The sequence below is a fragment of the Candidatus Rickettsia tasmaniensis genome, from assembly GCF_036857515.1.
GTDB lineage: Bacteria > Pseudomonadota > Alphaproteobacteria > Rickettsiales > Rickettsiaceae > Rickettsia > Rickettsia rickettsii.
The window spans coordinates 1-26,755 of sequence record NZ_JAQCNX010000008.1 but is presented as its reverse complement, the minus strand read 5'-3'; the positions used below and the strand labels follow the sequence as shown (position 1 = coordinate 26,755).

The following is a 26,755-nucleotide window of genomic DNA, read 5'->3' as shown; positions in this document are numbered from 1 at the left end:
TAAAATGGAATCGTCATTGCGAGGAAATTACAAAGTAATTGACGAAGCAATCTCAGGAGTTTGTTATTATTTTATGAGATTGCCACGCTCCTTGCTCCTTTCAGTCGCTCGCAATGACGGCTTAGTATCCACGCGGGCAATATCTCCTCGCAATGACGATAAAGTCAAACCACGCTATAACTCTTTATCCTTGCCTCAATCTCGCTTCTAAAATGGCGTATCAGCCCTTGAATCGGCCAAGCTGCCGCATCACCTAAAGCACAGATAGTATGCCCCTCTATTTCTTTCGTAACGTTAAGGAGTTCGTCTATCTCAGATTTTTTGGCATTACCTTTAACTAGCCGCATCATAACTCGCCACATCCAGCCCGTACCCTCACGGCAAGGAGTACATTGCCCGCAAGATTCATGCATGTAAAATTTACTAAGCCTTGCTATTGCATAAATAATATCGGTAGATTGATCCATAACTATAATACCGCCTGTACCAAGTCCGGAACCTGCGGTTCTTAAACTATCAAAATCCATATCCACTTCACATAATGACTTAGGAAGTAAAGACACGGAAGAACCGCCTGGGATTATGGCTTTAAGATTATCCCATCCACCACGAACACCACCCGCATATTTCTCAATCAATTCTTTTAACGAAATGCCCATTGCTTCTTCAACATTACAAGGCTTGTTAACATGCCCTGATATGCAGAAAATCTTAGTTCCCGTATTGTTAGGTTTACCTATACCATCAAACCAGCTAGCTCCTCGTCTTAAAATGGTTGGCACTACTGCGATAGACTCAACATTATTTATAGTAGTCGGACAGCCATATAACCCAAAGCCGGCAGGAAAAGGCGGCTTTAAACGAGGCATACCTTTTTTGCCCTCTAAGCTTTCAAGCAATGCCGTTTCTTCGCCACAAATATAAGCACCCGCCCCACGATGTAAATAAATATTACAATCAAAGCCCGAACCGCAAGCATTCTTTCCTATTAACCCTTCTTTATAGGCTTCATCTAAGGCACGCTGAATATTAGAGGCTTCATTATAAAACTCACCTCTAATATAGATATAACAATTATTCGCTCCTATAGCAAAGCTTGCAAGCAAGCAACCTTCTATTAATTTGTGCGGCTCAAACCTTAATATATCACGATCCTTACAAGTGCCAGGCTCAGACTCGTCGGCATTTACTACTAAATAGCAAGGCTTCTCTAAATTTTTAGGCATAAATGACCATTTCATACCGGTAGAAAATCCGGCACCTCCTCGCCCTCTAAGCCCTGATTTCTTAACCTCTTCAACGATGAAATCTCTACCTTTATCAAGCAAAGCTTTAGTATTCTCCCAATCGCCTCGCTTCTTGCTAGATTTCAAATCATGGCTTTGCTGCCCATGCAGGTTAGTAAAAATTTTGTCTTCTTCTTTTAGCATAAACTATTCTCGTTATGGCTTAAAAACGTCGTTGCGAGGAAAAATTGAAAATTTTGACGAAGCATCTCGTGCCAAAATCCTGAGATTGTCACGCAGCCTACGGCCACTCGCAATGACGATGAAGCCGGTCTACGCAACAATGCCTGCTCGCAATGACGATTCTTTACCTTTCTATTACTTTTTTATTAAACTTCCTATTAACAAACATTGTAAGTATCGGAGCAGAGATAAAAATTGAGGAATAAGTACCGGCTATTATCCCAAAAAATACAAGTACGCTAAAACTACGGATTGCCTCACCGCCAAAAAGAATAAGGGCTAAATTGGCAAGTAGCGTGGTAATGACAGTTAAAATAGTTCTTGATAAAGTCTCATTAATACTTAAATTTATAATTTCCGTGATATTTTTTTTATGATATTTACGTAAATTTTCTCTAATCCTATCATATATTACTACCGAATCATTAACGGAATAACCTATAATAGTTAACACTGCAGCAATAGTACTTAAGTTAAAATCAAGCTTTATCATACTCATAAACCCAAGAGCGAGTATTACGTCATGCACTAAGGCGATAAGTATACCAAGACCGAAATACCACTCAAAACGCACCCCAATATAAACCATAATCGCTAAGAAAGAGAATAGCATCGCCATAACCCCCGCTTCTATTAGCTGCCTACCGACTTGCGGACCGACAAAATCTACCTTACGATATTCAAACTTATACGGAAAATTACTTTGCAAAGATGCTTTAATTAACTCAATATTTTTCATGAGATTTTCTTCACTACTACTACCGAATCTAATCGATAAATCACGCTCACTACCGAAATTCTGTAAGACCACCTCACCTATTCCAAGCTTGCCTAGAACCCCACGCATTTTTGGCAAATCAGGAGCTTGATCAAGCCTTACTTCAATAACTATACCACCGGCAAAATCAATACCGAAATTAAATTTATATATACCGATCCAAATAAAGCTAATGAGTGATAAAATAATTGAGAAAGTGTAGCTAACTTTTTTAAAATTCATAAAATCAAAATCGATTTTATTAGGTAAAAGTCTTAAAGGATAAATTTGCATTATTATATATTTTGTTGAATAAGGATTATATTTGTATTATATAGTAAATTCAAAAAGGTTAAATGATTTTTTATGTCAGAAGTAGTAGTAAAAGAACAATTAGAGCAATATATAAGCAAAATAGAAAGATTAGAACAAGAAAAAGCTGATTTATCTCAAGAAGTAAAAGATATCTTCCAAGATGCTTCTTCACATGGATTTGATGTTAAAGCTATGAAATCTATATTGAAACTAAAGAAATTGGATAAAGATAAACTTGCCGAGCAGGACGCTATGCTTGAGCTTTATAGAGATACTTTAGGGATTTGAGGCATACGTCATTGCGAGGAAATTACGAAGTAATTGACGAAGCAATCTCAGGAGTTTGTTATTATTTCATGAGATTGCCACGCAGCCTACGGCTGCTCGCAATGACGTATTTAGTATTCACGTAACAATGCACTCTTTCGCAGTAATGACATAAGAGATACAAATATATTTAAGCTTTTGCTGCCTTAGTTTTAGCAATAGGGATATGTCTCTCTTTAATTCTAGCCGACTTACCGCTTCTATTTCTTAAATAATAAAGTTTAGCACGACGAACTACTCCGTATTTTACTACATCAATAGAGTGTACTATCGGCGAGTAAGTCATAAAGCGTCTTTCGACTCCTTCACTGTGACTAATTTTACGTACTAAGAAAGATGAAGTAATACCTCGATTTCTTTTTGCGATAACTACACCTTCATAAGCTTGAAATCTTTCCGTTAATTTTTCCTTACCGTCTTTCTCAATCGATCTATCAATAATTTTAACAGTTACCTTAACTGTATCGCCGGCTTCAAAATCAGGAATTTTTTTATTTGCAGTACGCTTTGAAATATTTTCCTGTTCAAAGCGGTCAATAATATTCATTTTTTAACTCCTTAACTCTATAAATCTTTAAGTAACTCCGGACGGCGTAATTTAGTAATCATATGTGATTGCTCTTTTTTCCATTCATTAATTAGCCTGTGGTTACCGGATAACAAAACACTCGGTACAGCTCGATCACGCCAAACTTCAGGTCTTGTATATAGGCTGCATTCAAGCCCGCCCTTAAATTCCCCGTCTTCTTCAAAAGACTCAGAAGATAAGGTATTTTGGTTCATTAAAACACCTGGCAGTAGTCTAATTAAGCAATCGAGAATGGTGAGGGTAGGTATTTCTCCGCCGGATAAAATGTAGTCGCCTACACTAATTTCTTTAACATTATACTCTTCAATTACACGCTCGTCAATCCCTTCGTAACGTCCACATAAGAATATGAGGTTTTTATTTTTCAACATCTCTTTAGCAAAGCTTTGGGTAAAGACTCCACCGCGAGGTGAAGGATAGTACATTTCAGCATTAGGATTTAAAGCAAGAGCATGATCTATGCTACTGCCTAGAACATCAGGACGCATTATAAGCCCGTTACCACCGCCATAAGCCTCATCATCAATATTTTTATGCTTAGTTAAACCGAAATCTCGAATATTAATAACGTCATATGACCAAATATTTTTATTTAGTGCTTGTCCTGCTAAAGAATGTCCTAGAGTTCCAGGAAACATTTCAGGAAAAACGGTTAAAATTGTGGCATGAAGTATAGACATACGTTTAAAATAGTAGACAGTACCAATTAACGCAATAAAATTATAATTTAATTATTTACCCCACCCACCTGTCCTATAATCTTCTTTTCTTTGTTTTTTAGCAGCAGCTGTTGTACCACTCCTAAATGCTTCAGCTTTTTGTTGATGCATTTTATGAGCTTGATCACTTTGAAATTTTTGAAATTCTGCTTTCTTAGCAGCTTCTATATAATGACTTGTTATTTTCTCTAAGCGTCTCATAGCATCTTTATCTAAACTAATACCTGCTTCTTTTGCTTGCTGCTCTATTTTTAATGCTGTCTTATAACCTGCTGCTGCGTTTTTAGCTATAACTTGCCTCTACATCAACCCACTCTAGAATCTTTCTTCATTGCATCATTATATGGATTTATCTTATTATTTTTAATATCCTTTATTTGTTTTTCTGCTTTCTTTTTATCAAAATCTTCCGGCATAACTTCCCCCCAAATTTAAGTTAAAAATACATCTATAGTTGCATATATTTTATTTCAAAAAAAGTTAATAAAGAAAAATAGAGGTATAAGTAATTAAAAATTAACCAATTTGTGTTATAAAAACTTCATCACTTCCTCAGCGATGATTAGCTCTTCGTTTGTCGGCACAGCGGAAACTTTAACCTTACTGCTTTCAGCGCTTATTATATGCTCATTTTGTTGGTTTTTTGCATCATCTATTTTAATGCCTAGCCATAAAAGTTTTTCAGTAATCATTTCTCGTATTACAGCGGGATTCTGTCCAACACCGGCAGTAAAAATTAGACAATCAACTCCCTCAAGTGCAGCAGTTAGCTTACCTATTTCAAGTACAATGCGATACACAAATAAATCTATAGCAAATTTAGCATCAGGTGAGTTACTGGCAAGCAAAGTACGCATATCGGAGCTTTCACCGAACATACCGAGTAATCCTGATTTCTTATATAGTAACTCGGTTACTTCTTTCGTAGTCATTTGCTCATGATCGATAAGATATAACACTACTTCAGGATCAAGGTTACCTGTCCTTGTACTCATCATAACACCGTCAAGTACGCTAAAGCCCATGGAACTTGTTAGACTAAGACCGTTTTTAATAGCACATAGAGACTACTACCGCGTCCTAAATGAGCTATAATAGTCTTTGTAGGTAAATCTTCCTTTGTCATTTCTTTAAAATGGCTGCTAACATATTTATATGATAACCCATGAAAACCGTAACGAATTATCCCTTTATCATAATATTTTTTCGGTAAACCGAAAGCTTTTGTAATAGGAGGATTGGTAAAATGAAACGACGTATCAAAACAAGCTATATGTGAGATTTCTTTATATTTTTGAAGAAAAAAATAGGTATTAATGCTCTTAAATCTTCACTAACTTTTTCATTAACAATAACCGGTTTATTAAAATTTTTCCCGCCATAGACAATACGGTGACCGGTTGCAATTAACTTGAGATTTTCTTGTTTTTTCCACCAATCTTCAAAAAGATCAATCATCATTTCAATAGCATCATCTTTAATGTCGGTAGCAGATGCCTGTTTTTTATTTATATGAAATAATATTTTATTATTATTTTTTCTAAAAAAATATTATCCTTAACTTTTTTATTCTGAATTTCAAAAATAGAAATTTTTAAACTAGATGAGCCGGCATTAGCTATTAAAATAACATTTTTCATTATTTACCTGCTTGGATATGTAGCTTCGCCTTAGTGTGATTATAAATAAATGAAGCAAGTACACAGGAAATAACACGCATATCCATAGGATCGGCTCTACTTGTGAAAATAATAGACACACGGGCTCCAAGAACGATACCCGCCATAACCGCTTGACCCCAATATTTTGGCTGCTTTGCAAGCATATTGCCTAATTCAAGATCAGGTACTACTAATATATCGGCATTTCCTGAAACTGAAGAGCTAATGCCTTTTGCTTCTGCAAATAAAGAGATAGCATTATAAAACGCAAGCGGTCCGTCAACTACAGCATTCGTAATTTGCCCTCTATCTACCATTGTCGATAAAGCAGCATCATCAAGGGTTGTAGGGATTGCAGAAGTTACCGTCTCAACTGCCGATAATACCGCAACTCTAACCTGCTTGTCTTCTTTGATCATATGCATTAAATCAATAGCATTCTGCACTATATCACGCTTATCTTCTAGAGTAGGACGAATATTAATAGAGCAACTTCCCTTTTCTTCGCAAACTCTACGGCTTTTTTTGCTGCTTCGTGGCTATGCTCAACATTAATTACTTGATAATCCTCAAGATCGACATTATTAACTTTTGCTACTGATTCAATTTTATGTTGTGGACCAATCAAGACCGGTTTTATTACATTAAATTGTGCCGCTCTAACTGCACCGAGTAATGATTCTTTATCGATCGGATGAACTACTGCAGTTTTAACAGGCTTAAAGCCGTCGGCTCTAAGTAATAGATCGATGAAATGCTTTGCTGCTTCATCAAAGTCAGGATCGTTGATTTCTTTTGGAGGAGTATAAGTAGTACCTCATTTCTTAGCTAGAATGGCATCTCAAAAAGTCTCGTTTATTATATGTTGCTTCTTCATAAACCCCTTAATAAATTAATCACTAACTTAATTAGATAGTATATAAGTTAATTAATAAAGGGAAAACTAATTATTGTTTTTAGCGGGCATTTCTTAAGTGCTATTAACGCAACAGTGTATATTCAAATTCCGTGTAGGCATTGTTGCGTAGTTCAGAAAATACCCTTAATGTCATTCCCGCGGAAACGAGAATCCAGTAAAGCATAAAAAAACTTGTTTTTTATATGCTTATTTTATCAAATATGTAACTTCTGTATCAATATTGAAGTTATTTTTCTGGATTCCTGCTTTCGCAGGAATGACATAAGAGCTATATATCAATCATTTAAATAATTTCCAATTTCGTTCTTGCGGTGGAGAATCTTCTCTTCCTTCAGAAAAAAAATCATTAGTAGGATTTGAGCTTAGTTCTATAAATATTTCTTCCCAACTTTTTTGCGGTTTTAAGCTTTTATCTGATGATAAATACTTGAATTCTTCAGAACCATTTTTAGTTTGATCGTTCATCAATATTTTTGTTTTTACATATTCTATATACTATAATTGTTTAAAAACAACTATTAGTTATTCTACTTCATATTTCTTAAATGATCTTCTAATTTTCTTAGCTTTCTACCCTCGTTTACTATAGGCTTTACATAGGTTTGCATTTTAGCATTTTCTCTATATTTATTAATCTGATCGATCTGAGCATTGACTTCATCGGTAATGGCTTGCTTTCTATCCTCTATTTTATTTAATACTTCAGTACTATATTCATAATTTTTAACATCAGCATTAAAGTTATTAAGCTCTTCCGCAATCTTTTGGTCTATTTCAGCTCCCTCGGCGGTATCTTTAACTTTTTGTGCTATTAATGCCGGCATTTCTTCGATCTTGATATCATCTCTTTTGAAATGATCTTTAAGCTCTTTATAAGTTTGCTCTAAATTTTCTTGGGCTTTCTCGTGCATAATATCATAATGCTCTTGGCGACGAGTATATCGATCTCCATCTATAAATTCTGCATGTTTTCTATGAGCGTTATCTATCATATCTCGCATCTGAGAATCAGTAGCTTTCTCACGCATAAATCTGTCGCCCATCATTACCGGTTCACCTTCCTCAAATAACCTACCATGCACCTCATGAATAAGCTTTCTTTGAGCTAATTCTTGATAATATTCCACATCACTATGTCTACCTGCTTTTTCTAGTCTTGCTAGATATTCCGGTGATAATATATCTGCTTGAGCAGCTAGCGCCTCCTTATTAATATGCATTTGGAGCTCTTCATGTTCTCGTGCTTTTTCATCATCTTTTAATTTTTCGCTATAAGTTCTAAGCCTTGGATCGTTATATTCAAAATCATGCCATTCGGCACTGGTTAGATTACCCTCATAAGCATCACGTAAATCTTTACCGACTATTGCAGTTAAAGCTCCTCTTTTTATTCCTGTATAACCTGCATATATTTTTTCGCCTATACCTACACGCTTTTCTTCTTTTAATTTACGTTTTGTATCAACACGATGCTCTATATCTTGCCAGCTTCTAAGCACTCCTATATTCTTACCGAACAAACCAACACCTCGCCCTGACATTTCTTGGTGAGCATTTTTATAAGCATCTTGATAATCTCTAGTAAAGTTTGCATCGCTAGCGAGTTCACGTAAGTTAGCATCTTTTAATGACTTATCAAGCTCAGCTTTTTGTTCTTTACTTAAAGCGGCGTAATCTTTCACTCCATATTTATTTGCAGCAATTTTATCTCGAAGCTGAGTAAACTTCATTTGCGATAGTTCTTTTGCTTTTAATTCATTCCCCTTAGGTAAATTCTTTAATAATCCTGCAATACCGTTTTTATAATCCGTAATAGCATTCATTTTTACATCTTTAGAATCTATACCGTATTTTCTCTTAACCTCATTTTGTACGGTTTTATTTGCTGAAGAACCGAGAGCTTGCTTTTCAAGCCTTCCCATCATCATATTTTCAAATTTCTCGGCAAAGAACATACGAGCTTGCTCTTTCCCTGCACTTACACGGCTAGTTACAGGTGCACTTACCGTCTTAGCCACATAATTTAGCGGTCTATTCATTTGTTTCACTGCAGATTCATAAGATTGCTGATTAACTTTTTGTATGTCTGTTAAATTACCTGAAGTACCGGCAATAAATTGTGCCGTCGATATAGCAGTATCGTTAAATTTACTTAGCAAATAAATAGACACAAAAATTAGTAATATCCCGTCAAGTTGGACAAATTTCCCATTTATAAAATTACTAATTCTTTTTGCATCTTTAACTAAATCTAAAAATGGTAATTCAATATAACGTTCATCTATACACTCATACGCAGCACAATGCTTACATTTATCAGGATCATTCTTACAAGAATCATCTACTATTATATGATCTTCAGGAACTAATATATTTGCTTTGTGGAAATTATTTATACCGCCTTTCATCGGTACTGGGAACCACCAATAAAATATTGAATGACCCAGGCTTGGATCTATATCCTCAAGGAAACTACCGAATATTTCATTTATCGGACCTAAATTAGGAAAATCATGTTTACATACCGCAAAACCAAGCGTTGAATATATTTCGGTTCTGATGATCATTGAAATAAAAGCGATACCGACAAATAAAATTATAGGCTGTAATGCATATGATATTAATTGTTTTAACCAATTCTCAAATAACGAACGAGTTATATTAAACAACATGAAACAAATAAATATCGGTCCCATAATTATAATCATACCGATAGTTATAAGAGCGGTTAGATAGATAATAGTGGCTTTAAATATAAGAAAGAAAATAAAATATAAGGCTATTAAATATAGAATGATATATATAAAACCAAGCCAATCAACAAATAGTAAAGAAAATAATTTAGATAAAGTTTGAGGAGAAATAAGTAACCCAAGCAAACTTTGAGAACCGGGACCGGTAGCCGAAGCTTCATTAATTATTTGCAGTATTTGCTGAACCCCATCAATAAAAAATACGAATAAATAATCATGAAAAAATGTCCAAGCTTTATCCGTACTTAATAATATTGAGACTATACTAACTTTTAATATTCTAACTATAAGTTCGACATGAGTAAGGTTTATATTACCTATTAAAAAGGAAAAGCCCGTAAACATTATATATAGAGTTAAAATGGCCGAGACACTCATCCTATAACCCAACGTATCAATTATTTGTTGATAAGTTTTCTTTATAATCCCATCCTTACCAAATAATACTCCTTTTATTAAATCCGTTAAAAATTGTAGCGGATCGGGTCTAGTATCAGTAACTCCGGACTTTATTACTAATCTATATTGCCCGCTATTATCATCATAAAATTTATCTATAATCTTAAAATAAAGAGGAGATTGAGCATATTTTGACTTATCTGCACCTTTATATTGATAATTTATACCGCCGGCTTTCAAGAATTGTCCTGTACTACTAACACTATAAAATTCATAGCCTACACTCGAAGTAAGCTCTCCTAAATGCTGAGTTATACCTTGCGGTTTACGCTGTGAGTCCGGTGAAATATTGGGATCGGTATTTTTAGCGGCAATAAGAAAATAAAGCCCGACACCGTCTGTCATTATACATGGAGCATTACTAATCATTGCATCATTTTGATTTGCGGGATTAGGAGTACACATATCAAGTCTAGCATTATCCCAAAAAGTACACGGTTGTAGCTTAACGCAAAAAGCAGCCAAAGTAGTTGTGTTATTTTCTTGACCATACCATGGACACCACGCAGATAACTGACCTGAAGTATTTTTACCGCCAAGTATATAACTCCACGGTCTTACCATAACAGTTAAAGGATAGCCGTTTACTTTATAAGCACTATCACGCCATGGTGCTACCTGATCACCTTCCTGTCTTGAAGTAATTTCTTCCGGATCATATCTAGAAGAAACATTGAATTTGATAAAACCGAAATCATCAGGGTCAATACAAGTATCGCCGGTACAACCGGAAAGCAGCAATAGCGATATTAATAATGTAATAAAAATATTTTTGTTCATTTATTATGTGTTATTTTCATATGCCTTAATTTCAACGTCATTGCGAGCGACCATAGGGAGCATGGCAATCTCATGAAGCAGTACTAAATTCCTGAGATTGCTTCGTCAATTGCTATGCAATTTCCTCGCAATGACGGTGAAAATATTTACAATTATTCTTTCTTCTCTCCTTCCTCTTTCTTCACATCATTACGCTCAGCAAGAAATTTATTTGTAAATTCACCACCTCCTTCCGGTTTTCTAGCTTTATAATTTTGATCAATTATCTTGTCTTTGAAAACTCTAGCCGGAGCCATTGTAGCCTTTTTAACCGGTTTTGTTACCGAATCTATATCCTGCATAACGGCTCCCACAGGATCAGAACGTTCTTGATAATTTCCTGATATTCGTGCCGGTGTAACATTTGTAAGCATTCCAACTACTATATTTACAAAAGTTACTAAACTATATGACATCAAGCAATATGAATAAAATAATAAAGCCGTAGTAAATAATACTAAGAAAGTATTAGCATTGTTCGTTAGAATATTCGAGCTACTAATTTCCGGAACATCCGGTACATAGAAAGGTATTCCGGGTAAGAACGGTAATGTAAAAGAGAAATGAATTGGAATACCAAGATTTGTTAAATCAAGCCCTATTTTTATTGGTATAAGAGTATCCCAACAGGCTCTAACTACCACTTTTAAAAGCTGCTCAGATAAAACCTGATCTATCAATAAAAAGAAAATCAATAATATTGTCGGCTGCACTACATAGCTAAGCAATGTCGATATCCAATTATCAAATAAACTTTTAGTTTTTTCAAATAACATTAATATTATAAAAAACGGTGCCAATGAAATCATAACAGTTACCCCTATGAATGCAATAACATAACCTATTATAACTTCTAAAATAGCTCTAAAATAAGTAATAAGTGAATGAATGGTTATAATAGCGATAAATGCTAAACCATTATGTATTTGTAATAATTCAATAAATAGTAATCCCCAAATCCTACCGTTAGTATATTTATCAAATATAGGATCAATAAAACCAAAAATATTAGATCTAGAGCTTGTAGCACCTACTACGTTAGTTACAAAGAAATCAATACCGTCAATAAATGCACTAAAGAAGTATGTATTAAAGAAGCTCCAACTTTCTTCTCTAATTAAAATAGCTACTATAGCTATTTTGCATATACGTGTTATTACTTCTACGGCAGTTAATTTTAATGCTCCTGCAACGAACATTAGCCCCAATATAGTAACATAAAGGGTTAATGCAGCTTTAGCTAAATTCTGCACTGCAGAATTTTTAACTAACTTAATATAAAAGTTTTGACTAAAAGTTCTAAACTGATCGGTAATAGGTTTAATAGCACCGTTATATATTATATCAGAAAACCAAGTTGTACCGGTATAATTAGCATAATTTACACTAACTACCCCTTGTATATTACTATTAGGATTTACCACCCTGAACCATAAATATCCATCTTGCGGGGCATCAGCCGCAAAGTTATAATCTACCGGCGTACCACGAACAGATGGATCAGGTAACATACCATCAGATGTTATTAAATATTCTAACTTTATATTTTGTTGATCACCAGGATTAATTGAATTTGCCCCATTACCTATTTCAACAATCATCGAATAATGACCAAAATATAAAAAATTAGCTGACCAATCATTCTTATTTATATAATCTACAAAACTAGCATAATTTGAAAAATTTCGGCTCCAATCACTCATTAAAACTGAATTACTAAACATGTTACTAACTTGCCAATCGCTAGTAAAATCCATAGTACCGCCGCTAGTGGCTTGATAATATATAAAGCTACTTTGAGTGCTACCTGAATTTACAAAACTCTGATCTCGTCCCTTAATAACCTGCCCACCTATTTTAATTATCATCCCTCTACCTTGATCGTAATAGCAAGCAGGGCTAGTATTTATACCAGCATTAGCAGGACAAGCATTAATTAAGCCCATGAAATACTGTACCGCTCCCGTTATCATAGGCTTACCAACTATTACTCCATTATCGGTATTTTTATACTTTGTAGCAGTACCCGTACCGCTACATACACTTTTTCTTTCCTCATCTATCATATTACACACCTGCTCTGCAGAAGAGTAAATTATTCTATTATCAAAATTTCCAAGGTTACTTTGAGTATAAAGTGCAGAAGCAGCGAATATCGAGCTATCAAGTTCCTGTGTTAAAATATTATCTACGGTATTAGGAAGTTTTAGAGTATTAGGGCTAAAAAAATTATCTTTACCAACTAAACTAATATTTACTACATCGCCGGCCTTAACTTCAATTCTCGAATTACCGTTAGAATAGTTAAAATATTTAACAGAATCAGACATTTTAGTAAATGAAAGTGCATCAATGTCTTTATCAGGCGGTATAGTCCCCGGTGTTTCACTGTTATTGTCCGTAACAAAACGAGGAAATCCTAAAGCTTCAAATTGTAATTTAGAATAATTATAAGTTTTAATGAAAACTTGCGGCGTACTAAACCTTGGATCAATTCTATATAATACTAGATATTTTCTAGGTTCAGGAGTAATACCTGAAGTAGACCAATTTATTTTTAACAATTTACCTTTCTTAACAGTATTACCTGTTGATTGCCAAATTCCGGCTGTAGATAAACTAATTCCTATATTACCCTCTTGAAAACTTGTAAATTCAGGCACCTCTAAACAACCGAATAAGCTTTTTAACCCGCCAAAACTGGTTGACATCCATGAAAAAGCATCATCGGCTTTAGCTGGCATCGCCATAAACAAAACTAATAAAACTAAACTCTTAAGAATTTTCATAATTTTAAATTGTTATCCAACACGTCATACCGTGGCTTGTCCATAGTATTAAATAGTAAACCCGTCATTGCGAGCAGCCGTATGGCTGCGCGGCAATCTCATGAAATAACTCCTGAGATTGCTTTGTCAATTATTTCATAATTTCCTCGCAATGATGATTTTCGATTCACCCTCTACTTCGGTGTTTCAGGTTTAGGTGGTGCTTCATTTGTCTTCTTGCCCCCTTCTTTTGGCGTATTTTTCCTATTTTTCTCAGCCTGATCTAATGTCTTATTGCGTTGTTTTAATCGTGCTTCCGCTCTGCCGGTAATACCTTGTCTTGTTTTATCATCCATTCCTATTGGACTTAATGCTTTTTGTCCTGCATCATGAGACATTTTACCACCAATTTCAGTAGCCGAAGGCCCAACAGCACTAGTTAATTTTACTACCATACGTCCTGAAAATTCGACATAACCGTACATACCGTAAGCAATAATAACTAGAGCTACGATATTTTGCATATTTACTCCCATCATACCCGACATATAATCCATTCCCCAAGGAGCAAACCAATTAATACAGAAGATAGGTACATTCAGCAATGCAATAGGTAAAATAGTACCGATAAACGGAATTTTTATCGGTAAAGCACATTTCCAACACACGCTATAACCTAAAACAAAATCTAGATAAATGGTAAATAGCTGTGTTAGCACTATAATACCTGCCATCATAACTACCGGTTCTATCATATAGCGGATCGTAAACCTCACCCAATTATCAAATAAATACCTAGTAAAATCAAATAATAAGAAACTAATAAATAAAGGGGCTATACCGATTAATATACAAGTTGCCATAAATGCCATAATATAAACGGCAACAGCTCTAAGCGCCGTAATAATTACTATACCAACCGCAATAAAAGTAATTATAAAATATATAATACCGCTAAGCCCAAGAGCAAGAAGTGCAAGTAATTGAGCGATAAAGGTTTGACTAAAAAATATTTTACTCATTACTGCATCTAAAAACATGAAAGGATTAGAAATAGTATTAGTAGAAGTAAACAAACTATATCCACTCATATTAGCAATAATTGAGTCTGAAAAATTGGTCATTGCATCAAAAAGATAGTTATTGAAAAATTCAAAGGTATTACCGTTCATCAGTCCGCTAACTACCCCGATTTTTGCTATTCTAATTACTAGCTCTTTTTGGTTTATCTTAGCAAAACCAAGCAAAAACATTGCTCCGTAAGTCATCACATACAGAATTAAAATTGCTTTAATATAGGTAAAAAAGTTAGTACAGGACGAACTATCATTAGCTTTATAACATACCATATTTTTAAAAATAGAAGTAGCAGCCCCTTGCACTTTAGTTTTAAATAACTGAAGTAACGGATTCATTACTTTAATAGTAAAACTTCCTACTTTTAAGGATGTTGAGAAATGTACTTTATAGCTACCTTCACTATCTTTATAGTCCCTTAAATTATTACCAGGATCATTTAGAATTTTCATCCATATATAACCCGCCTCATTTGCGTTAAAGCTATATTTACCTTCACTATCAACGCTAATTCCTTGAGGTGAATAGGTTTTACCGCTAGTATTCGGGTTTTCCGAAGGCTTTACTATTATGTATTGCACTCGTCCTCGATCATCAAAAGTATCGTTAAAACTATTACCGTTTTCTCTATAGCATTTAGTCTGTTTAATATTTAAAACGTATCCTCCCGTATTCTTACTACTATCTTGTGAGGTAGGAGACCACAGCCTATATTGTAAATAACTTTTTGCAATATTACTGTTAAAAGGTATATTATATATAACTTTATATAAATATTTACCGTCTTTATCTTTATAGTCAGGCAGTTGATCTGTATCTGCAACAAATTTAGCAAATTCTAGCTTAGAAGGCAGAGCTTGACTTACAGAACCCGCATCATTCATTTGATATATTAATCCAGTTGGTCCTTTGCCTCCTTTACCGTCCGCCGTATACCAAAATCTCCGATTCTTTTGAAAATCTCCATCGCTACATATGCCCGAAGTACAATTTACACCTCCAATATAATCTTTATCTTTTGGATTACGATTGCTAACACTATCAGGACATTGACCATTTGGAGGAATATTAGCATTATTAGAACATTGAAGGGCTGAATAGTCGGTAAATAATTTACCTGTGTCGTCAGACCACGAAAATGTAAAACTCTTATCATCTAGGTAGTTTTCTGGTGCTGGTCTAGTGATATTAACCCAAGCCATACATTTCTCTGTACATTCTGGTTTCTTATCACAAGAAGGATTACAGCCTAATTTTCCCCAGTCGCAACCTATTTGCTCAGACCAGTTAAGGCACCTCCATGTGACTTTACAATTCCAATACTTCTCTTTTAACTCGCAAGCATTGACATACTCACCTGAATAAACAGAATATTTTCCACAAATTGGATTATAAGTAGTTTTATTCTCTGAACAATCTTTCGTAACTTCAGCACCTTTAAAAGCATCCTTAACTGTCGCATCCGTATTGGCAAAATTAGGAGATACGGAAACTAAAACTCTATCATTGGCGTATAATTCGGCAATATTACGCCATTCATTATTTTTTGCATCCATTATTAGAGAGACAGGTGGATTATTTGTATCGTTAATACGAGGAATCGGGATCATTTGACCGTTATCGTCTAAATTAGATCCAGCCCCTGTACGTTGTAAATTATCTTTTGGTATATAAGCTAAACACAAACTAACCTGACCGACCACTTGTAAATTCACCGGTTGGCTGTTTTCTACTAGCACCTGAGTATTTAGCCATTCACCGTAACGAGTAGGATCAGGAATAAGCAGAGTCGTGCCGTCGGGCAACATCTTAGAAGTGTTTACATAATTAGCATTAGCATTAAGGATTATAGTACCGGTTATTGAATCCACCTCTCCTTTACCGTCCGACGCATATCTCATGTAGCAGCCGTCACCGATTTTTACTGCTCCTATCATACCAAGTGCTGCAAAAATAAAACAAACTAACGTTGCTACTATAGCAAGTACTCCTAAAACTTTTAATAAGTTACCCTGCATATTCTATCATTTACCTCCACCCGAACCGCTTGCTAAATCAGCTAATCCTTCGCCTGTACCGCTTTCTAAATCCCCGCCTTGCTGCTCTCCCTCTTTACGCTTACCTCCAACATCCGGCTTATCTCCTACCGGCGGCTTACCTTGCGAAGCCATAGCAGCATCCTTAAGGAAAGCTGCTCCTTTCTTTACTAAATCAACGATTTTAGTTGGACTTGCCGTTACTGCATCCATATTAGGACCATTAGTTAAATCAGAAGCAAATCGCCCTATAGATTTAGAGAAGTAATAAAAAATAACCGAAAATACTAATACGCATAAAAGTTCCGCTAAAATAGATACAACATCTCTAACAATTGATTTTATTGGAAAAAGTATCAATAAATGCTCTTCCCAACCTTCACCTGCATAATATTCTAACATTTTATATCCAAAACTTTCCTGACATTGATCTGCCCCGCCAACAGGAAGCCTTAACTCAAAAGTACTAAATCTAATATCCCCTTTTTCATAATCATATCTAAGGAATTCACAATTTTTAAATATTGCGGAATCATACATAGTTATTAATAAAGCTATAAAACCTGCTACTACTGCCGGCTGCAATGCACATGAAATACATACTTTTAGCCACCCGTCAAAATAAGCTTTTGTACGAGTAAATAGAGCCATAGGAATGAATATAGGAGAAATATATGTCATAACGTAAATAGTAATCATGCAAACTAAATAATGCGTAATAAAATATAAAAGTATAGATAAAAATATTACAGAAAATACTAAACCTGCTGCAAGTATAATAACATTTCCGGCCATAAAGAATCCAAACATAACGGTAAAAAATCTAAGTGCTCCTGCTTTACTTAAATCCTTCGGTCTGTCATTTTTGCCGTCAGGATCAAAATTAGGTATAGGTGTATTATTACCACGGGGACCATTGCCGACTACATTCCCTAACACTCCATTCTTATCTATATTATAAAGTAAATCCAAGCCAAGATAATAACCTATACGGCAATCAATCGCGTCCCATAAACCGTAAAATTTATAACCGTCCTTATACTTTGAATTATCAAATTGACATAATCCTCTAGAACCTGCTGCATTAAAGATCATCTGTGCAAAGTCTGGTGCTGCTCCTGTCAAAAGAGGTAATCCATATTTTAACATACCGTTTTCTTTTGTCGGCTGACCGCTGCTAAAATCTAAAGGTCCAAGACCGATAGAAAAATAAGCAACAAATAAGAATTTTATTACAAAAAGAGCTATTTTTTCAGTACTTGCATATTCTGTATTTAGAGCCATATTAAAGGCAAAAAACATAGTATAAAGAATTAATGCCGCACCTATAATTCGCTTTAAATAACCTTGAAACGTAGAAAAAGCAGCAAGATTAGTTATTCTAGAATTTTGATCTTGGGCACTACAACTCTTTCCAGCAAAAAATATTTTATTAAGCGTTTCGCTCAAACACTGAACTGCAAGACCAGAAAAATTAATTAACGATTGACTATAATTTGCTCCCGTATAGCAACTTTTTCCTATATTACAATTCTCATCCTCAGGAGGAGGTGGAGTCGGTGTAGCACTCAAAGATTTACATGCTACCGGCATCGGTCCCCTTGACGTAGGCATAACTAAACATAGATCATTATCCCATTTTTTAACCGTTAAAACGATATTCTTTAATACAGGATTTGCTCCAAGATCAGGATTATTATCGGTACTTAAATCACTAATCTTTTTAGAGTCACCTTCATTTAAAGTATACATGGTGCAAGGGCTACTACTACCTTCTACATTTTTAAAACAAAACGTTATACTAGACGCAACTGAGTTACAATTACCTCTCGGATCTTTCATATCAATATTACGAATTATATAGCCATATGCCGTGTCCGTTTCTAAATACCCATCTGAAGTAGTCAGTAAACTAGAACATGATTCTCCAAAGCCGGCAAAGCTAGCTAAGCTTACAGACGCTATACAAACTATAATAAATATCTTTAAGGTTTTAAGAGTTTTCATTAGAACTATTATCTTTTTTTTCTGTTACTACGCCGCTTTTTACTAACTCATCCCATGCCTTTTCAGCATTTGCACGTCGTTCTGATATTTCTCCTCCTTCTTGTTCTCTTACTCTTCCTCCTCCGCTTGCTACTAGTTCATTCCATGCTTTTTCTACTTTTACACGTTTATCTCGAATCTCTACATTTTCCCGTATCTGTTTTACGCCTGTCGGATTATCATGTTCCTTTAAGTTAAAACTATAATCAATCACTCCTGACCCCTTACTTGTACTGTCAACTTTTTCTTGCGGTGACGTAGTAGTATTATCTTCTTTTCTGTCGTTTTCTATATTTTTATTTTCTTCTACCTTTGCTTTTTCTGACTTATTAAGTTCATCAGCTAATTTATCAAATTTATTAGTGACACTATTATCCCTTTCTCTTATCTCAGTTACTATACCGCTATCGACTAATTCATTCCATTTCTTTTCTGCATTCACACGTCGCTCCGATGTTTCTTCGCCTTGCTGGCCTCTTATGCTTCCTCCCCCGCTTGCTACTAATTCGTTCCACGCTCTCTCTACTTCTGCACGTTTATCATGAATCTCTGCATTTTCCCGTATTTGCTTTACTCCTGTAGGATTATCATGTTTCTGTAAGTTAAAACTATAATCAATTACTCCTGTACCTTTACTTGTGCTGTCAACTTTTTCTTGTGGAGCTGCATTATCAACTTTTTCCTGTGAAGGCGGAGTATTATCAATCTCTTTTTTACTTTCTTGATTATTATCTCTTATGATTTTTCTAACACTTTCAGCTTCAATATTACTTTGTGGTACAGGTGTAGAAATAGAAGTTCTAATACTAGCAGGCGGTGGTGAAACAGCTTCTGTAGGAGCAGGAGGAGTAACAACATCTGATCTTGCTTCACTACTTACAGTTTTTGGGCTAGAAGTTGCTACAGAAGACGAAGCTGTCGGCGTTGTTACCGCAGGTGCCGACGTACCTCCGCTTGCAGCAATATTATCATTTGGTAGTCCGCCTTTCCCTAGCTCTAAATCACTTGCTCCTCCACCTTGACCAGCTTTTAAATCACCAACTCCTCCTCTACTTGCTATCTGATCGCCCCCCTTAGTTGCAGCACCCGCATTAGCAAGTACTGCCATAGCTGCCTTAAATATTGCTTGCGGTTTTATAGCCACATTATTAAGAGCTACTCCTTCCGTCATATCTGCAGCAAATTCAGCTAGCTGACTACTAAAATTATACATCAAATACAATGTAAAACATGCCGTAACTAACGCAAGCAAAATATTTTTAATTTTCTCAAAAAGCACTTTTGGAGACATGAAAAACATTCCGGGACTCAAAACTACTCCCGATAAAAACTGGAATTTAGCAAGAAATTTATCGGTAGGGGTATTACCCGGTTTACTATCGACAATTTCACTTACACTATCTTTTGCAAAGTTAAATGCCGTGGTAATAGGGTTATTTAACATATAACCTAAACTATTTTGACAGCTTTCTACGGCATCTTTATCAGGATATTGTGACGTATCATCCCAATCATTATTAATGTAAAATATTAAAACATCCCTCTTAGAAGTAATGCCACCTTGAATTTTGTCTTCTATACTATTGTGAATTAACTTGCTCTTATATTGACATTTACCGTAGAAACCATAATCATATACCGAAAACATCGTGATCATAAAAGTAACTACTACCATAGGTTGTAGCAAGAACGAGATCATTAGTTTAACCCAGCTATCAAAATAATTTCTTGTATATGCGAATAAAAACATAGGTACAAAAAGAGGAGCCAAAATACCGAGTATTACTATAGATATCATACACATAATCGTTGCATTAACCATAAAGGCAGCAACCGAAATCACAAGTAACGGATAAGAAAGAGCGAGTGACACCAACATCATATTACCGGAGATTATCGCTGGAATTAGCAAATAAATATATGGTGGAGCACTAAAACTAAAGAAATCAAAATTTAAAAAATCATGACTGCGATAAGCATTTTCGACAAGTAACGTAGATAATATATCAAGCCCTAAATAATGAGCTACCCTACAATCTAATGCATCCCATAATGCAATATAAGAAATGGTACCGTCATAAGAAAGATTGTTAAATTTACATAAACCGGACGGAGCAGCATTCATAACCCAACTTGCTAAACCGTTTATACCGTCAAGTAAGAAAGGAAACGCCCACTGAATCATGCCGTCTAACCGGTCATATGGAGAACCATTACCAGGGGTTATATTAATTCCTATTGAAAAATAAGTTACGAATATCATCTTCAATATAAAATTTATATACTCACTTTTTGGCGGCACTTCACCTGCAAGTAATAGTTTAAAGCCAAAAAACATAACATATAAAGTTAGAAAAGCCGTAACTATTTTATACATTCCTACTTGAAACTGAAAGAATGCACTATCTTGCCTTGAAGTCAAATTAACCACTTGGCTTACATTATCAAAACTACAAACATCCTTACTAATTAGTAATCTAGCAATCATTTGCTTCATACATTCTATAAGAGGAGAAGTCATGACTACTGCAGTTTTTGAAGCATTATAAGCTTTTTGATAACATCCATCACCCGCTGCACTACAGGAAACTAAAGCTAAAGGATCGGTAGGAGTTTTATTTGGATCCTCAATCAAATCCTTATCTGCTACATCCATAAAGCTATTATACATGGATTTTGGAAACGGCTCTTTCATATATTTACAGCCGACGGGAACGTCTCCTGTAAATCCTTTTGTCGATACACATATTCTATCTTTATCTTGAATAACTTTCCAATATATTACAGGAAAGCCTACATCAAATGCAAAACCGTCATCACCGGGCTTACCACTATATGGGACATGATACTCCTTTTTTTTATTTGCCCACGCTTGCTTTATATCATCCCAAGGGTCGCTCCATGTTAAGACGGCTTTAGCAATAGCAAGTGCCGATTCTGCAACAGATTTTGCCCGAGATACAATTAATTTAGCATTATTACATAAAGCAAAGCGTAATTCTGGATTTTTAGGATCAATTCTGTTTTCACGAGTACATTGACCTCCGGGGAAATTCCCAAAATTACTATCGTTAAATAAATCACTGTCGTTTATTTTAAGCTTTAAAAACGTATTCATGTATAAAACGGGAGAGACAAGATTCATTACCGCAAAAGTAAAGAACGGAGCAACAATACATGTATGAGAAAATTCAGCACGCAGCAAATCGCCTACGCCTTGGGTTTCGCAAGTTAAGCCACTCAAAGTATCTACAATGCTATCAAGAGTATCTTTAGCATGAGTTTTAGTAACTAACCCTAAATTTAGGGCAAAGCTTAATACTAATGTTATAAGTATACTACGAGGAAATAATTTCATAACTAGTTACTTGCCTCGCATTGTAAAAATGTCATCCCGTGGCTTGTCCACGGGATCTCAGAATACAGTCTGTGAGACAAGATCCCGCGGTCAAGCCGTGGGATGACAGACAGGCATTTATAATGTTTTAACTGCTTCATAAAATATAGATAACCATTTATCCGGATCATTGCCGTGTTTCTCTCTAATTTGATCGAGCAATATTACAGTCTCAACTCTACCGGATAAAACACTGATTATGTTATCCATACCATCTAAGCTAACTTTTGCAACTACGGCATCTATTCCTTGTTTTATTAAAAAATAACGTGTAGTAGGGTCGGTAGTTTTAATTAAAATATATTCTCGCTGACTTAACATAAATGCACTACGATAAATATCCGTAGCTTTCAAATTAGGTAAAAAAATCTGCGTAGCTGTTTGTTGAATCAACGTATCACTAATTCTACTTTTTGCAGCATCTTCAACACTCTGCGTAGCAAATATAACAAAAGTATTTAATTTTCTCAACACTTTTAACCAATCTTTGATCTTAGGTGCAAATACCGGATTATCGATTAAAGCCCATGCTTCATCAAGTACTATCATAGTTTTCTGCCCATCTAAAGAGATATTAATACGATGGAAAATATATAGTAATACCGGTGCAAGGCTTACAGGATCTTTAAGTAATTCAGTCATATCAAAACCGAATACTCTTGCTTTTTGTAAATCAATATCATCTATTTCATTGTCAAATATCTTAGCGTGTGAACCTTTACCAACCCACATTGCAATCCTACTTGCCAAACTATTTGGTGTATCAATACCAAGAAATGCTATAACATTACTAAGCCTTCTGTCTTGTTTTTCTAATCTAAAATTACCGCTTACCGCTTGAGATAAGATTTTATTATCTTGTGCAGTTAAACTTTCACCGTTAGAAGTTACAAGCACGCGAAGCCACTCTAAAATAAACGTTCTATTCTCACTAGTATCTTCAAGCTGTAAAGGGTTAAAGTTGCATTTTAAACCCGGATCAATTACTGTATAAACTCCGTTTAAAGCACGTATAAATATTTCTGCTCCTCGATCTTTATCAAAAAAGAACATACGAGGTTTGAATTTTTGTGCTTCAGCACATAAGAAATTCATAAGAACTGTTTTACCGGCACCGGTTGGACCGATAATGAGAGTATGTCCAACATCCCTTACATGGAAATTAAAATAAAATGGTGTACCTGAAGTAGTATCAAGTACTGTGACATATTCTCCCCAATGGTTATCTCTAATTTTACCGAGCGGATAATTATGTTGTGAGGCAAAGCTAGCCATATTAAGAGTATTTATAGTGGATTTACGCACTATATAATCCATATTGCCCGGCAACTGTCCCCAATAGCTAGGTTCCATGTTAACTTTTTCTCTAACCGGCTGAATTCCTGAATTAGAAAGCTCAACTGCTGCCATTGACAATATATCTTCCAAAGCTTTAATATTATTTGCGGAACATAAAAGCGATAAATGATGCTCACCGAAAGCGATATCACCACTAGTGGCCATATCAAGGGCCGTATTAATTTCAGCAATTTGTGAAATAGCTTTATCACCGGATTGTATCATTCTATTTTGCTGTAATTGCATTTTACCGATCGCTACTGTTCTATTAACAAAGACAAAGCTTTGCGTCATAACAAATTCAAAAGGCATTTGCAGGAATCCATCAAAAATTCCTGCCGAAGTATTAGGACCGTATTCAAGTATACTGATCATTCCGGCATATTTCTTGCCAAGCGGACTTCTTGCTTCAATAGTACGAGAATCAAAAAATAAGCGATGAGTCGGTAAATATTCGTCAATAGTACCACGCGGTAATGCTATAGGACCCGGTGAATCGCCGCAATTGATTAAAGATGAAAGGAATTCTAAAATTTCACAATAACTACCTGACTGCGTTTGACGAACTCCAAGTAATCTTGCTCCGTAACTTCTGAATGTATTAATCACTCTAGTTGACATTTCTTGAAGATTTTCTTTCATCTCTTTCATGTCGTTTTCCCAAGCAGTTTTATTAGATTTCTGTCTAAGCTTCTTTAGAAAATACTCAACTATAGCAACACCGCCAGTATCAGGCTTATATAAAATACTAACATATAATTCGTTAAAAAACGACCTAGCCCCAGCATGTTTCTTACGCCATTCTGCACCTAAATAAGTAATAAAATCATTAGGGACTTTTACGGTAGGATCATAAGTAAATTCCGTATCGTCAAATATTACTGCTTTACGTCTTCTAATAGTATGGAAATACATAATGATATTTCCCGAAGCCATATTTTTAAGTAAGGCATTTCTGATATTCTTTTTAATGTCTAGATCTTCATCATCAGCAGTTTCAAAAGAAAATCCATTTATTTTAATAACTTGTAATAAAGAATTATCTTTTGTTAAAATAGTATTACTATCCCAATGACATTTATAAGGAATAAAATGCGAAGTGGGGCTTTCTTGTTTAGACCTTAATTCTTTAGCTGCTCTAGTTCTAAATAATTTCATTACCTCACCTGATTTAACTATTTTGATTTATTTTGTCGGTTATACCTCTTTTTATGTCATTCCCGCGTAGGCGGGAATCCAGATTTTTTGTTGTCATCCCGTGGCTACAACCACGGGATCTTGTATCACAGACTGTGTCCTAAGATACCGTGATCAAGGCGCGGTATGACATTAAATGTTACTGGATTCCCGCCTACGCGGGAATGACATAAAACTCAAATATCATACGAATTTGCTCCGTAGTAAAATTTATTAGGACATTGGCTAGTTCTTGACATTTTATTTAAATATAGCTCTATGAATCTCGGTTCTTTAAAACATATAATATAAGCTACCAAATGCAAAGCAGCTGCAATGAATAAAATCATAATGCCGTTATTCCAAATAAATACTATCATCGTCATTATCATATTTAATGCAGCAAACTTAATACTTACTCCAAATATCATCGGCGGTCTAGTTAACCCTACAAATAAAAGATCGGATGCTAATGCTCCTGCCATAAAAAACCTCTATTAATTTATATTAATATCAAACATAGTTGACAATATTGAATTCGGTGCTTCACTGTTCACAAAATGTACGTAACCGTTATTATTTTCAAGGACATTAACTGCTATCTTAATTAATGCTTCTTCGATGAAATTATTACTATCATCTAACATTGATTTCAACAAGTTAATATCTCGTATTTTTATATTATACGGAAACGTCTCGGATACCTGTAATATCTCATATGGCAATATTAAATGTTCTGCACTTAATGCAGAAGCAATTGTTGCTACCGTTAAGTTAACATTTAATAAATGTGTTTTCTCCTGATCGTCGCTCGCAAACGGTGCTATCACGGGTATAATATTATTATCTGCAAAATTTAATAAAATTTCTGGATTAATCAGAATAGGCTCGCTTAAAAAGCCAATATTTATAACATCATGATTTACAATTTTTCGGTGAGATAGTTTTGATTTTTTTGCTTGCAGTAAATTAGCATCCTTACCTGAAATACCAACTGCATAACAACCTATACTACTTAACTTTGTTACTATAAGCTTGTTAACGTAACTGGATAAAATTTCCATAATAATAGGATTATTTAGAGAACTATAGTCGCTTATTTTACTAATTTTTTGACTAAAATTTTCATCTATTTGTGATATTAAAGACGAACTTCGTAAATCAATATGATCATGTACTATATATATTTTGGCACCGCACATCTCAAGCAATCTAACAGATTCAATAAAAGCCGTAAATAATTTATCGTCAATAATAATAGTAGCAGGTAATTTTAGAACTATTGCTTGATTCTTCAACTCACTACTACACTTTATTATATTCTTAATTATAGCAATGTTATTTAATGAAGAAATACTATCTACCTCTTTATTTTTGAGGTTTGATGCATTTTGCCAAACTAGCTTTAAATTCTCTTGCACCTTCTTTACTCCTACTACTTACATACATAACATTACATGAGTAGTTTAAAGTTGCAAGAAAATTCTGTGCTTCATCGTTAAGGTTTTTATGATCCATAACTTTATCGGATTTTGTGAAAATAATTTGAAATTCTCTTTTATTTGCAAGTAATAGATCAGCTACTTTCTTATCATTTTCTTTTATACCCCTTCTTGAATCAATCAATACGTTAACTAACCTTAAATTATAACTATTTCGTAAATAATAACTAATTAACACTCCCCACTGCTCTTTGACTGATATAGGAACATTAGCAAAACCATAACCGGGAAGGTCAACTATAATAAGTTTATCTGCAAGGTTAAAGAAATTGATTTGCCTAGTACGCCCTGGAGTATTAGAAACTTTAGCAAGATTTTTATTATTACATATCGTGTTTATTAGGCTTGATTTGCCGACATTTGACTTACCGACAAAAGCAATTTCCGGTAATGAAAAATTGGGGATTTGATTTATATTCATAGCACCGGCTACAAATTTAGCTTGATGACGAAAAAGCTTACTGCCATCAGTTGATTTTGTAGGCACTATTTTCTGAGTAGTCATAATTTGCTTTCGTATTGGATGTAATTCGGCATTGCCTGCGTGAATACCAAGTCGTCATTGCGAGAAGGCATTATTGCGTGGTTCGGTAAAATTCGCTGCGTTACCCCGTGGCTTGACCACGGG

At 34.8% G+C, this 26,755-nt stretch carries 16 protein-coding genes and 2 pseudogenes; 1 reads left to right on the top strand and 17 read right to left on the bottom strand.

The window, feature by feature from the left end; genetic code table 11:
• Positions 1-164: 164 nt before the first annotated feature.
• Both nuoF and secF read right to left on the bottom strand, forming a co-directional pair.
• Entirely contained in the window at positions 165-1,430 is a 1,266-nt protein-coding gene (gene nuoF / locus O6R16_RS02475) for an NADH-quinone oxidoreductase subunit NuoF (RefSeq protein ID WP_499679867.1), read from the bottom strand.
• 163 nt (positions 1,431-1,593) lie between these two features.
• Entirely contained in the window at positions 1,594-2,520 is a 927-nt protein-coding gene (gene secF / locus O6R16_RS02470) for a protein translocase subunit SecF (protein WP_499679866.1), read from the bottom strand.
• 72 nt (positions 2,521-2,592) lie between these two features.
• Between secF and O6R16_RS02465 the strand changes: the two genes are divergently transcribed.
• Positions 2,593-2,829, top strand: coding sequence for a DUF2312 domain-containing protein (locus O6R16_RS02465; RefSeq protein WP_004996682.1), 237 nt, complete (start codon positions 2,593-2,595; stop codon positions 2,827-2,829).
• A 169-nt stretch (positions 2,830-2,998) separates the two neighbouring features.
• Here O6R16_RS02465 and rplS read toward each other — a convergent pair whose 3' ends face one another.
• The 15 genes and pseudogenes from rplS to yihA all read right to left on the bottom strand — a co-directional run bounded on the left by rplS (position 2,999) and on the right by yihA (position 26,632).
• The gene (rplS, locus tag O6R16_RS02460) at positions 2,999-3,415 is read right to left on the bottom strand and encodes a 50S ribosomal protein L19 (protein WP_499679865.1); all 417 of its coding nucleotides are present in this window, start codon (positions 3,413-3,415) and stop codon (positions 2,999-3,001) included.
• 17 nt (positions 3,416-3,432) lie between these two features.
• Entirely contained in the window at positions 3,433-4,137 is a 705-nt protein-coding gene (trmD, locus tag O6R16_RS02455; RefSeq protein WP_499679864.1) for a tRNA (guanosine(37)-N1)-methyltransferase TrmD, read from the bottom strand.
• Between the two features lie 51 nt (positions 4,138-4,188).
• Complete coding sequence (locus O6R16_RS02450) at positions 4,189-4,344, bottom strand: tRNA (guanine-N1)-methyltransferase (protein ID WP_499679876.1); 156 nt, start codon at positions 4,342-4,344, stop codon at positions 4,189-4,191.
• Positions 4,345-4,706: 362 nt separating this feature from the next.
• Positions 4,707-5,816 (bottom strand): annotated as a pseudogene (locus tag O6R16_RS02445) (acetate/propionate family kinase).
• Positions 5,816-6,672, bottom strand: a pseudogene (locus O6R16_RS02440) (phosphate acyltransferase). Before O6R16_RS02440 ends, O6R16_RS02445 begins: the two co-directional pseudogenes overlap by 1 nt.
• A 363-nt stretch (positions 6,673-7,035) precedes the next feature.
• Positions 7,036-7,221, bottom strand: a complete 186-nt coding sequence (locus tag O6R16_RS02435; RefSeq protein WP_499679863.1) for a hypothetical protein — start codon at positions 7,219-7,221, stop codon at positions 7,036-7,038.
• Between the two features lie 62 nt (positions 7,222-7,283).
• Positions 7,284-10,748 (bottom strand): TrbL/VirB6 family protein, encoded by a 3,465-nt coding sequence (locus O6R16_RS02430; protein WP_499679862.1) that lies wholly within the window; start codon positions 10,746-10,748, stop codon positions 7,284-7,286.
• Between the two features lie 152 nt (positions 10,749-10,900).
• Positions 10,901-13,576 (bottom strand): TrbL/VirB6 family protein, encoded by a 2,676-nt coding sequence (locus tag O6R16_RS02425; RefSeq protein ID WP_499679861.1) that lies wholly within the window; start codon positions 13,574-13,576, stop codon positions 10,901-10,903.
• Positions 13,577-13,749: 173 nt separating this feature from the next.
• Positions 13,750-16,650 carry a TrbL/VirB6 family protein gene (locus O6R16_RS02420; RefSeq protein WP_499679860.1) on the bottom strand — a complete coding sequence of 967 codons (2,901 nt, stop codon included), beginning with the start codon at positions 16,648-16,650 and terminating at the stop codon, positions 13,750-13,752.
• 6 nt (positions 16,651-16,656) lie between these two features.
• On the bottom strand, positions 16,657-18,675 hold the full coding sequence (locus O6R16_RS02415) for a TrbL/VirB6 family protein (protein ID WP_499679859.1): 2,019 nt from the start codon (positions 18,673-18,675) through the stop codon (positions 16,657-16,659).
• Entirely contained in the window at positions 18,662-22,072 is a 3,411-nt protein-coding gene (locus tag O6R16_RS02410) for a TrbL/VirB6 family protein (RefSeq protein ID WP_499679858.1), read from the bottom strand. The genes O6R16_RS02415 and O6R16_RS02410 overlap by 14 nt, the downstream gene beginning before the upstream one ends.
• Before the next feature lie 117 nt (positions 22,073-22,189).
• Positions 22,190-24,607 carry a VirB4 family type IV secretion/conjugal transfer ATPase gene (locus O6R16_RS02405; RefSeq protein ID WP_499679857.1) on the bottom strand — a complete coding sequence of 806 codons (2,418 nt, stop codon included), beginning with the start codon at positions 24,605-24,607 and terminating at the stop codon, positions 22,190-22,192.
• Between the two features lie 215 nt (positions 24,608-24,822).
• Positions 24,823-25,110, bottom strand: coding sequence for a type IV secretion system protein VirB3 (locus O6R16_RS02400; RefSeq protein WP_499679856.1), 288 nt, complete (start codon positions 25,108-25,110; stop codon positions 24,823-24,825).
• Positions 25,111-25,122: 12 nt separating this feature from the next.
• On the bottom strand, positions 25,123-26,046 hold the full coding sequence (locus O6R16_RS02395; protein ID WP_499679855.1) for an amino acid kinase family protein: 924 nt from the start codon (positions 26,044-26,046) through the stop codon (positions 25,123-25,125).
• Complete coding sequence (yihA, locus tag O6R16_RS02390; RefSeq protein WP_499679854.1) at positions 25,994-26,632, bottom strand: ribosome biogenesis GTP-binding protein YihA/YsxC; 639 nt, start codon at positions 26,630-26,632, stop codon at positions 25,994-25,996. The genes O6R16_RS02395 and yihA overlap by 53 nt, the downstream gene beginning before the upstream one ends.
• Positions 26,633-26,755 lie beyond the last annotated feature (123 nt).

What these genes read in the sequence shown, in the direction of transcription:
- nuoF (WP_499679867.1), bottom strand. Translation starts at nt 1,430, where the DNA reads ATGCTAAAAGAAGAAGACAAAATTTTTACTAACCTGCATGGGCAGCAA.
- secF (WP_499679866.1), bottom strand. Translation starts at nt 2,520, where the DNA reads ATGCAAATTTATCCTTTAAGACTTTTACCTAATAAAATCGATTTTGAT.
- O6R16_RS02465 (WP_004996682.1), top strand. Translation starts at nt 2,593, where the DNA reads ATGTCAGAAGTAGTAGTAAAAGAACAATTAGAGCAATATATAAGCAAA.
- rplS (WP_499679865.1), bottom strand. Translation starts at nt 3,415, where the DNA reads ATGAATATTATTGACCGCTTTGAACAGGAAAATATTTCAAAGCGTACT.
- trmD (WP_499679864.1), bottom strand. Translation starts at nt 4,137, where the DNA reads ATGTCTATACTTCATGCCACAATTTTAACCGTTTTTCCTGAAATGTTT.
- O6R16_RS02435 (WP_499679863.1), bottom strand. Translation starts at nt 7,221, where the DNA reads ATGAACGATCAAACTAAAAATGGTTCTGAAGAATTCAAGTATTTATCA.
- O6R16_RS02430 (WP_499679862.1), bottom strand. Translation starts at nt 10,748, where the DNA reads ATGAACAAAAATATTTTTATTACATTATTAATATCGCTATTGCTGCTT.
- O6R16_RS02425 (WP_499679861.1), bottom strand. Translation starts at nt 13,576, where the DNA reads ATGAAAATTCTTAAGAGTTTAGTTTTATTAGTTTTGTTTATGGCGATG.
- O6R16_RS02420 (WP_499679860.1), bottom strand. Translation starts at nt 16,650, where the DNA reads ATGCAGGGTAACTTATTAAAAGTTTTAGGAGTACTTGCTATAGTAGCA.
- O6R16_RS02415 (WP_499679859.1), bottom strand. Translation starts at nt 18,675, where the DNA reads ATGAAAACTCTTAAAACCTTAAAGATATTTATTATAGTTTGTATAGCG.
- O6R16_RS02410 (WP_499679858.1), bottom strand. Translation starts at nt 22,072, where the DNA reads ATGAAATTATTTCCTCGTAGTATACTTATAACATTAGTATTAAGCTTT.
- O6R16_RS02405 (WP_499679857.1), bottom strand. Translation starts at nt 24,607, where the DNA reads ATGAAATTATTTAGAACTAGAGCAGCTAAAGAATTAAGGTCTAAACAA.
- O6R16_RS02400 (WP_499679856.1), bottom strand. Translation starts at nt 25,110, where the DNA reads ATGGCAGGAGCATTAGCATCCGATCTTTTATTTGTAGGGTTAACTAGA.
- yihA (WP_499679854.1), bottom strand. Translation starts at nt 26,632, where the DNA reads ATGACTACTCAGAAAATAGTGCCTACAAAATCAACTGATGGCAGTAAG.